This is a genomic window from Algoriphagus chordae (assembly GCF_003254055.1).
Classification (GTDB): Bacteria; Bacteroidota; Bacteroidia; order Cytophagales; family Cyclobacteriaceae; genus Algoriphagus; species Algoriphagus chordae.
Map to the genome: position 1 here is coordinate 39,274 of NZ_QKZT01000028.1, position 7,919 is coordinate 47,192.

Annotated in this window: 8 protein-coding genes and 1 pseudogene; 8 read left to right on the plus strand and 1 reads right to left on the minus strand. The window is 34.4% G+C overall.

Going from position 1 to position 7,919, the window contains the following annotated elements:
- The first annotated feature begins 37 nt into the window (after window positions 1–37).
- The 7 genes from LV85_RS20675 to LV85_RS20705 all read left to right on the plus strand — a co-directional run bounded on the left by LV85_RS20675 (window position 38) and on the right by LV85_RS20705 (window position 5,592).
- Window positions 38–691, plus strand: a complete 654-nt coding sequence (locus LV85_RS20675) for a carbon starvation induced protein CsiD (RefSeq protein ID WP_111323024.1) — start codon at window positions 38–40, stop codon at window positions 689–691.
- A complete protein-coding gene (locus tag LV85_RS20680; RefSeq protein ID WP_111323026.1) occupies window positions 688–1,662 on the plus strand; it encodes a hypothetical protein in 975 nt (324 codons plus the stop codon). Before LV85_RS20675 ends, LV85_RS20680 begins: the two co-directional genes overlap by 4 nt.
- Before the next feature lie 240 nt (window positions 1,663–1,902).
- Complete coding sequence (locus LV85_RS20685; protein ID WP_146260518.1) at window positions 1,903–2,568, plus strand: hypothetical protein; 666 nt, start codon at window positions 1,903–1,905, stop codon at window positions 2,566–2,568.
- Window positions 2,569–2,725: 157 nt separating this feature from the next.
- On the plus strand, window positions 2,726–3,517 hold the full coding sequence (locus LV85_RS20690) for a hypothetical protein (protein ID WP_111323030.1): 792 nt from the start codon (window positions 2,726–2,728) through the stop codon (window positions 3,515–3,517).
- 185 nt (window positions 3,518–3,702) lie between these two features.
- Complete coding sequence (locus LV85_RS20695; protein ID WP_111323032.1) at window positions 3,703–4,113, plus strand: hypothetical protein; 411 nt, start codon at window positions 3,703–3,705, stop codon at window positions 4,111–4,113.
- A complete protein-coding gene (locus tag LV85_RS20700; protein WP_111323034.1) occupies window positions 4,110–4,631 on the plus strand; it encodes a hypothetical protein in 522 nt (173 codons plus the stop codon). Before LV85_RS20695 ends, LV85_RS20700 begins: the two co-directional genes overlap by 4 nt.
- A gap of 169 nt (window positions 4,632–4,800) precedes the next feature.
- Complete coding sequence (locus tag LV85_RS20705) at window positions 4,801–5,592, plus strand: hypothetical protein (protein ID WP_146260519.1); 792 nt, start codon at window positions 4,801–4,803, stop codon at window positions 5,590–5,592.
- A 291-nt stretch (window positions 5,593–5,883) separates the two neighbouring features.
- Here LV85_RS20705 and LV85_RS20710 read toward each other — a convergent pair.
- Window positions 5,884–6,747 (minus strand): annotated as a pseudogene (locus LV85_RS20710) (IS91 family transposase); the annotation flags it as partial.
- 288 nt (window positions 6,748–7,035) lie between these two features.
- Here LV85_RS20710 and LV85_RS20715 point away from each other — a divergent pair.
- Window positions 7,036–7,518, plus strand: a complete 483-nt coding sequence (locus tag LV85_RS20715) for a hypothetical protein (RefSeq protein WP_146260521.1) — start codon at window positions 7,036–7,038, stop codon at window positions 7,516–7,518.
- Window positions 7,519–7,919: the final 401 nt, after the last annotated feature.

Consider the following 7,919-nt stretch of genomic DNA (forward strand, 5'->3'; position numbering starts at 1 on the left):
GGATACGCACCATACACAGACCGTTGGCACCAATTAAATGAACCAAGAAAATTACATATCATTAAGAGAAAAAGGTTGGACGGAATTCAATAGCGGTTCTTCTGATGAAGAGTTGATTTCTATTGCATCAAAAATTGGAAGAATAATTAATCATCCAAATGGACAATCAGTTTTTACTTTGAAGCCAAAATTGGAAAGTAAATCTTTCAAAGGAACGTTTAGCAATACTTGTGGCTTGAATGAATTTCCACTACATACAGATACCGCATTTTCTAAAAATCCTGCACGATATATTCTAATGCATTCAAAAGAATCGAGCAATTGTGACACTACTCTTATATCTAAAACTGATTTATGGAATCTATTATCTGAGTTTGACAGAAATAATGCGAAACGAGCAATCTACTTGGTTAAAACAAGAACTGAAAAATTTTACACTTCTTTAATTTTCCAAGAAAATGGAAAAACAGGGATAAAATATGATTCTACCTGTATGCGTCCATTTAACAAATATGCTAAAGAGTTTGACAAAAAATTAAAAAAAGTACTCTCTGAAATTAAACCATCAAGTCTAAAATGGACTGGTGGCAAAACTGTTATAATAGATAATTGGACGAGCTTACACGGCAGAAAATCGGCAAAAAACGATATTAAAAGAGAATTAAAACGAATTTATATAAACGAACTATGAGTTGGGAAAGAGAACCATTATTTACAAAAGCAAAATTATACTTCGAGAAAGCCTATGAGGAAGATAAAGAAGAACCTTTTTTCGGCTTATGGTGTGCTATGGGTTTAGAACTTTTAGCTCGTTCAGCTGTTTCTCACGTTAGCCCAACTTTGTTGGCAGAACCAGATAGAGACCATCAAAACCTTCTACACGCTTTGAATTTGGGTTCGGCAAAGTCGAAAAAGAAATCGATAGGAATGATTTATATAATTTCTCTATGTCAAACGCTAATTCCGGATTTTACGGATTCAAATTTTAAAATAGCTTCAGCTATTATTAATAGAAGAAATGAAGAGGTACATACTGGAGCTGCTGCTTTTGAAGAATATCCAACCCAACAATGGATTGCAGGATTTTATAAGTGTTGTAAGATATTAAGTGAGTTTCAAGGTGAGTCACTTAACTCATTATTCGGTGATGATATTCAAAAAGAAGCTGAATTAATATTAGCTGAAATTGAAGAAGAAGTAATTGGAAAAACCAAAAGCTTAATTGCTGCTCATAATAAAGTTTTCAGTAACAAGGATGCAGAAATACAAGAAACTTTGAAAAAAGCAGCTCAAGAAAATGGTGATAAATTAGCTTATAGAGGATATCACAGAGTAGAATGTCCAGCTTGTGGTTGCACATCTACAGTTATTGGTGAACCTTATGGAAAAGAGACCATTGAAAGTACGGATAACGAAATAATTGTTCGACAGTCAATTCTTCCAACAAAATTTAATTGTACTGCTTGCGAATTGAAACTTAATGGTTACAACTCTTTATCAGCAGCAGGTATAGCAAATCATTATACACGAAGACAAAATTACAGTCCAGAAGAATATTATGATATGATTAATCCCGAAGATTACGATTCGTTGAATGAGAAATACCACGAAATTCAGGAAAAATTAGCTGATTATTGGGATGGAGGCTGGAACAATGAATAACTGGTGCCAACAATGTGTATAAAACATAGCTATTTAATGCTTTCCTAAAGGTTTGTGTGTATTTTCGAAGTCCGCCAAATTTTTAAATTTGGCTTTTAGAAATATAAAGATAAAAACAAAATGTAAAAATTTGGCTCGGTGCTAATCTGAAAATTATCGTATATTTAAACGCTACGTTTCATACACCAACCGTTGTGCGTCATTAAAACCAAAGAAACTGCAAAAAATTATCGAGACAAAATGAATAGATTGAATTTAATAATTGGACTTTTTTTAATTGCTTCAACTTTTTCATGTTCTCGTAGCAAATTGAGAGAGATTTCACTGAATTGCGGATGTGTAGTGACTGAACACTTTATCGCGAGCACTAATGAAATTGAAAATAGTACTAAAAAATATACATTTAAAAATAGTAAGCTATTTGACTTAGGAGTTTCAAAAGATGGGTTTGCAAATAGTTTTTCACTCCAAATATTTAATCTAATTGATGAATCTGAGAAATTTGACTTGATAGAAATCGATATTGTAAAGGAAGAAGACGAAGAAATTCTATCTAAGAAAACTTATACATATGAATTAAAAGATTTAAAAAATAAACTTTCAAAATATTTAGATCTTGAATTATTTGTGTCTCAATTTGTAGAAAATATTTACAATAAAGACTATTCCTCATGTCTTGAATATATTGAATTTGAAAATAAGGAAGATTTTAAGTCGATAATAGATAAGGTTTATGATGGACTAAACAAGAATTATCGAGAAACAAGAATTGTTGACTATAAAGTAGACAATGACGGCTATTCTATTTTTGGTATTATAAAATCTAAGAGTGACCAACTTGACTTGTTTACAATGGAACTTAAAGGAGTGGATGATGAATTTGAAATAATTTCATTCGACTTCTAAAAAATAACGAACGCACAACACACAATATAGCAAATGGCGAGGATTGTAGTAAATTCTGGTATTGCGTACCGCATCAAACTACATCAGCAGGGGATAATGACGTACTCCGCAGGTCGCCAATTGCCATATTGTTAACCGTTACCACCAATTAGAAAAAATGAATAGACTGACAAAAACTTCACTTCTGATATTATTTGTCTCACTTTTTACGAGCTGTGATTTTATTAACAACGCATTTACTTACAAAGACACAACTGAAGGATTTGTAGAAGCCCTAATAGATGAAGATTATGAAAAAGGCATAAATTTAATGGCGACCGAACACGATGGATTTAAAAATACAAATCTTGACACTTTAAGAGTAGGATTAGCCAATTTAAGGGAGATAATTGTAAATAATTTCGGAACGGAATTGGACTACAGGTTTATGACCGCAAATAAAACTTGGTCAACGGTAGAAGGAGAAAGCACAGCTCCAAATACAACTAAAGCTCAAATTGAATTTTCGAACGATAAGGAATTCGGAGTTTTCGAAATAATTTTTGACGACAATTCAAATAAGATAATCTACATCCAAACTCTTGACATAAAAGAACCCATTCCAAATATGATGATATTTTGGCTTTTTGGAATATTAGCCATTTGTGTACCGATTTTCAACATTTTGATAATTAGGAAAATCAGAAAAAGTGACTTAAAGAAAAAGTGGTCAAAATATATTGCTGTCATTTTCCTTAACGTACCTGCAATAACTTATAGTGCTGTTAATGGACTTTCATTTAGCTTATTAAGTTTTCAAATCTTATTGGGTATTAGCTTTAGTTATATGGGATATCTAAGTTCAGCTTGGACCTTTGGAATACCATTAGGTGGCATATATTGGTTGTGGAAACTAAATAAGCCAAGAGTTGACACGGAACTATTGGAAAATGAAACTGTAACAGAATAAAAAAAGGTGGTAACACTGTATATGAAATCATAGCACCCTGCGGGATGCTAAGCTTCATATACTAACCGTTGTGGTGCATTTAAAACAGACAAACTGAATTGACCAGAATAATCAAAATAGCGACAATTCTATTTCAAGTCGGACTGACAATCGGGACGACTTTTATTCTGTATATGCTATTTGCAATGTTCGACTATCAAGGTGGATTTGCAAATTTCGTTGGACTGACCTTGTTTCAACCAATTTTAGCCATTCTGATTTCAATTTTGACAGTAATTGTATGCGGATTTGTCGGACTGCCTATCAGACTAAACAACCGACTAAATACTTGGTGGAGAACTCATTTCTACGTTTCAATTTTAATCGGATTTTTAGGTTTAGTCGCTTGTGCAATTTCTTTAATGCCAGGATTTGTAGAAGAAGTAACTTATCGAATGGACGGAATGGATATGACTCAGACCGTTCCAAACCGAATCCTATCTATTTCAGGTTGGTTTGTAGTTGCAATTGGAACTTTGCACACATATCTACCGAAATTTATTCAAGACAGACTTGAAAGCCTTTTGACAAGTAAATCGGTTTGGACGACCAAATGAAACGAATTCAAAAAATATTTAAGTGGATAACCTTGCTGTTCTTTGGAATTACAATCTACGCAATGACAATTGGGCAAATTATTCCAATAGAGTTTGCTGATTGGCACGATATGCACCTTTTCTACGACATAATACTACAAGGACTTCCAATCGCTATTTTGCTGACTCTCGTTTGGACTTTAAAGAAAGACAGACCAAAAAAGACAAATATTGCTATCGGAATTTTGACACCAATAATAGCGGGTGGAATGTTTTTCGGAACAATCTTTCTCATGTTCTCATACGGATTTGGTGCTTGGGTAGACGAACAAATAATTTATGAGAATAAGGAAAATCCTAACGTGACAATTAATCAGCAATTATGGGATATTGGAGCATTTGGTTACGGTGGACAACGAACAGTAAAACTAACGCCAATTTTAGGAATTTGGAATTGGTCTGAACAAATAGATACAGCAGAAATTGAAGCAGATAATTGGACTTTAGTACAACGAGAAGGAGATATTAAGTTCCCATAAAACAAAAAGAAAAAACGACACCACAACAATGTATATAAAAAATAGGCGATATATTAGTAAAATCAAGGGTTTTGGCTCGTATCAAACTCTGTGCTTAACTGAAAGTTTTGTCCTTCGAAACCGCCTACTTTTCATATACTAAACGTTGTGGTGCATTAAAACAAAAATCGTGAAAGAACTGAAATACCCATTATTAATTTTGACTTTAGTTTTAATACTTTTAGTTTTGTTGTTTCTAAAAGTTAATAACGATACAGCTGAAGATTTCTCTCTTAATCTAATAACCGAAATATTAGGAATATTTATAACAGTCTTATTGATTGATTTAGTAATAAAAAGGAAAGATGACAGAGAAAAGAAAAAGATTCTTAAAAACACGTTTGCACAATTTAAAATACCTGCACAAAATCTCTTGAGTTTTTTTGCATCAATTTATAAGGCATCCACCGATACTAAACCAAAAGAATGGAATACCGATTATAAATCTTTGTTATCAACAGAACAATTTTATGATAGTATAAAACATTTAGATTTTCTTAAAACAGCACCTGTAACACCAAGTACTAATTGGATTAATCATTCTCATCATCAAATGACTGGAATTAAAAACGGATTCGAAAAGATAATTGATAAATATGCTTTTGCATTAGACAGTCAAATAATTTCAGATTTAGAATGGCTTACAAATAATTGGATTATTAATATATTATCATCTGGTCCAATAATACTTGCTTCCGACCAATCAATGAATCACAAAAGAGAATATTTTTGTTTACTTGCCATACAGAATGAAACTGGAATTGAAGATAATCCAATTAAAGAATTAATTGACAAAGTCTTTGAAGTTGCGGAATATTTTAAAAGTATAACCGACGAAACATCAGACATACATTATTCAGATAGCTTATGGCAAGAAAATATGTCGCCGAAATTATCTGAAAGTAGAGTTAGCGTAACATAACGCACCACAACAACTAGGTTTTCGTTGCGTGCGTAGCACGAACAATGAAACCGCTGTTGCACTGCCTGTCCCGATAGTGTACCGTATCGGGAGAACCGGAGAAGTTCTTATGGGCATTGAGTCAGGATTATCAGCATTTTTTATTCAGGTGGAAGCTCTAAAAATGGGATGTTAGCTTCCCTTTATCTTAATAAGTATGATTTCCAATCATTCATACGCCCATTCAGCTCTATTTTGGAAGGGATTTTTTATGATTAGGACATAGCTGTCCCAGCCCAAGCATTTTGGGCTTTAAAAAGTATGCGTTATAGTGAGGAGGTTACTTTTTGGAGGTCCACGCTTGGGTAGTCGCTGAATGCTTACGATGCTTTCCTTCTGGCAGCAGGGGCAGTATCGAGGGTTATAAGTCTCCAGAATCCTGGGCTCCTTTTCTGGAATCGGAATTCCAAGTTCCTGATGAATGATTGGTATCGTGATCAGCTTGGATGAACTTCCCAATATCCCGAAATGCCGGATCCGAACCAGTCCTCTTGGTAATATATGCATCGAAAACCTTCTGATAAATTCCAGATTGTCAAGCTTCATTTCCAGCTTCTGAGCACCCTGACGATAATCCTTATAACTGAAGGTAGTTTGCTTTTGATCCATGCCTAGAATCCGGTGATTGGATATCGCCACTTTGTGGGTGTATCTTCCTAGATATTCGAGCACGGCTTTGGGATGTCCGAACGGCCGTTTGGCATATACCACCCATTCTTTTTGGAACAAAACATTGATCAGTTCGTTCTCCGAGTTGATCCTGGATTTAAGTGCTTTTACGTACTTGGCCCGGAATACTTTGCTCATGGCCTTGACCGGAAACAGGTACTTGCCTTTGCTTTTTGCGGTCTTCCACTTTCGGTATTTTGTCAATCCACCTCCTGGTACAATGCAATGTAGATGGGGATGAAGTGACAAAGTCTGTCCCCAAGTATGGAGAATGGCGATCATTCCTGCCTTTGCACCTAGGTGCTTTGGGTCTTTAGCAAAGCATGCTATAGTTTTCCAAGAGGCTTCAAACAGACTGTCATAGACAGCTTTGGGCTGGTACATTGCCAGTTGATTTAAGGTGTCAGGCAACGTAAATACGACATGAAAATACGGTACGGGAAGTATTGATATGAGGTTAAGAATGAATTAAAAAGTTACCTCTTTCTGGCTGCTCTTGAAACTACCGCAGGTTTAGTGCAACACCGGCTAAACTTCATGCGGGTTTTGAGCTTACTTCAAAGTTTTGTGTATATTTACTAGGTCGCCAAATCTTGTTGATTTGGCTTTGTGAAACCAAAGAAACAAAACCAAACAAAAAGCTTCGGCTTAGTCCGTGTTCGAAAATCCGCTGATTTTCAACCCCGCACAAAGCCTAGCCAAAACCGTTGGCAATCATATCCGAAAAAATATAAAATGAAAGAAGATTTAAAATTTCTAATTACCCAAACCGAAAATAGAATTCAAATAGTTGATACTAAAGCATCAATAATTCTAGCTGTTTATGGTATTCTATTAACAAGTTACCAAATGTTTTATGATTTAATAAACAAAGTAGATTTGATACTATATTGTAACATTATAATTGGATTACTTTTCATCTCATCAGTCTTTTTGATAATTACAATAAGACCTTTCAAGAAATTTTTTGATTATTTTAAATGGGGGAAAAACAGCAATGATTCAAATGATTTTTGGATTACAAAAATTGATGATGCTGAAAAATTCAGCTATTCAGATATTAAAGATTCTGATTTAGCATTTGAGAATATGTTTAAATTTGTTGCTGAAAGAAGAGTTTTAAAATACAATTATTTTAGAGTATCAATGTGGTTTTTAAGAATATCATTATTTCTGTTTATATACCCATTGGTTAAGATTTTATTTTTAATCAATTAAGATACTAAAATGATTGATTGAATAATGAAAATAAATAATACGAAATGCCAATCGAGTAGACGGCCGTGAGCCATAAGCCCACGGTGCGCCTCTCACACCACCGTAGCCCGAAAGCTTTCGGGAGGTCTCGTATACGGCGGTTCGTAAAGCAAAATGCAACGCTCTTTACACCGCTACATCTTTCCGCTACTTTTAAGATAAGGCTACTCAAAGGCTCCTTACCGAATTTTCACTTCACAATACGTTCAGTCCTTCACTACTTTTGTGAGACCTCCATAGTTCTTATGGCTCGTTCCTCATAGCTACTATGACTTCTGCTGACTTCTCTTAGATGTTCACGACAACCAGAGATCTCCCCAGGTAAGAGCATATTCCTTCCCTCAATATCCACTGGATCTACC

What these genes read in the sequence shown, in the direction of transcription:
- LV85_RS20675 (WP_111323024.1), top strand. Translation starts at nt 38, where the DNA reads ATGAACCAAGAAAATTACATATCATTAAGAGAAAAAGGTTGGACGGAA.
- LV85_RS20680 (WP_111323026.1), top strand. Translation starts at nt 688, where the DNA reads ATGAGTTGGGAAAGAGAACCATTATTTACAAAAGCAAAATTATACTTC.
- LV85_RS20685 (WP_146260518.1), top strand. Translation starts at nt 1,903, where the DNA reads ATGAATAGATTGAATTTAATAATTGGACTTTTTTTAATTGCTTCAACT.
- LV85_RS20690 (WP_111323030.1), top strand. Translation starts at nt 2,726, where the DNA reads ATGAATAGACTGACAAAAACTTCACTTCTGATATTATTTGTCTCACTT.
- LV85_RS20695 (WP_111323032.1), top strand. Translation starts at nt 3,703, where the DNA reads ATGTTCGACTATCAAGGTGGATTTGCAAATTTCGTTGGACTGACCTTG.
- LV85_RS20700 (WP_111323034.1), top strand. Translation starts at nt 4,110, where the DNA reads ATGAAACGAATTCAAAAAATATTTAAGTGGATAACCTTGCTGTTCTTT.
- LV85_RS20715 (WP_146260521.1), top strand. Translation starts at nt 7,036, where the DNA reads ATGAAAGAAGATTTAAAATTTCTAATTACCCAAACCGAAAATAGAATT.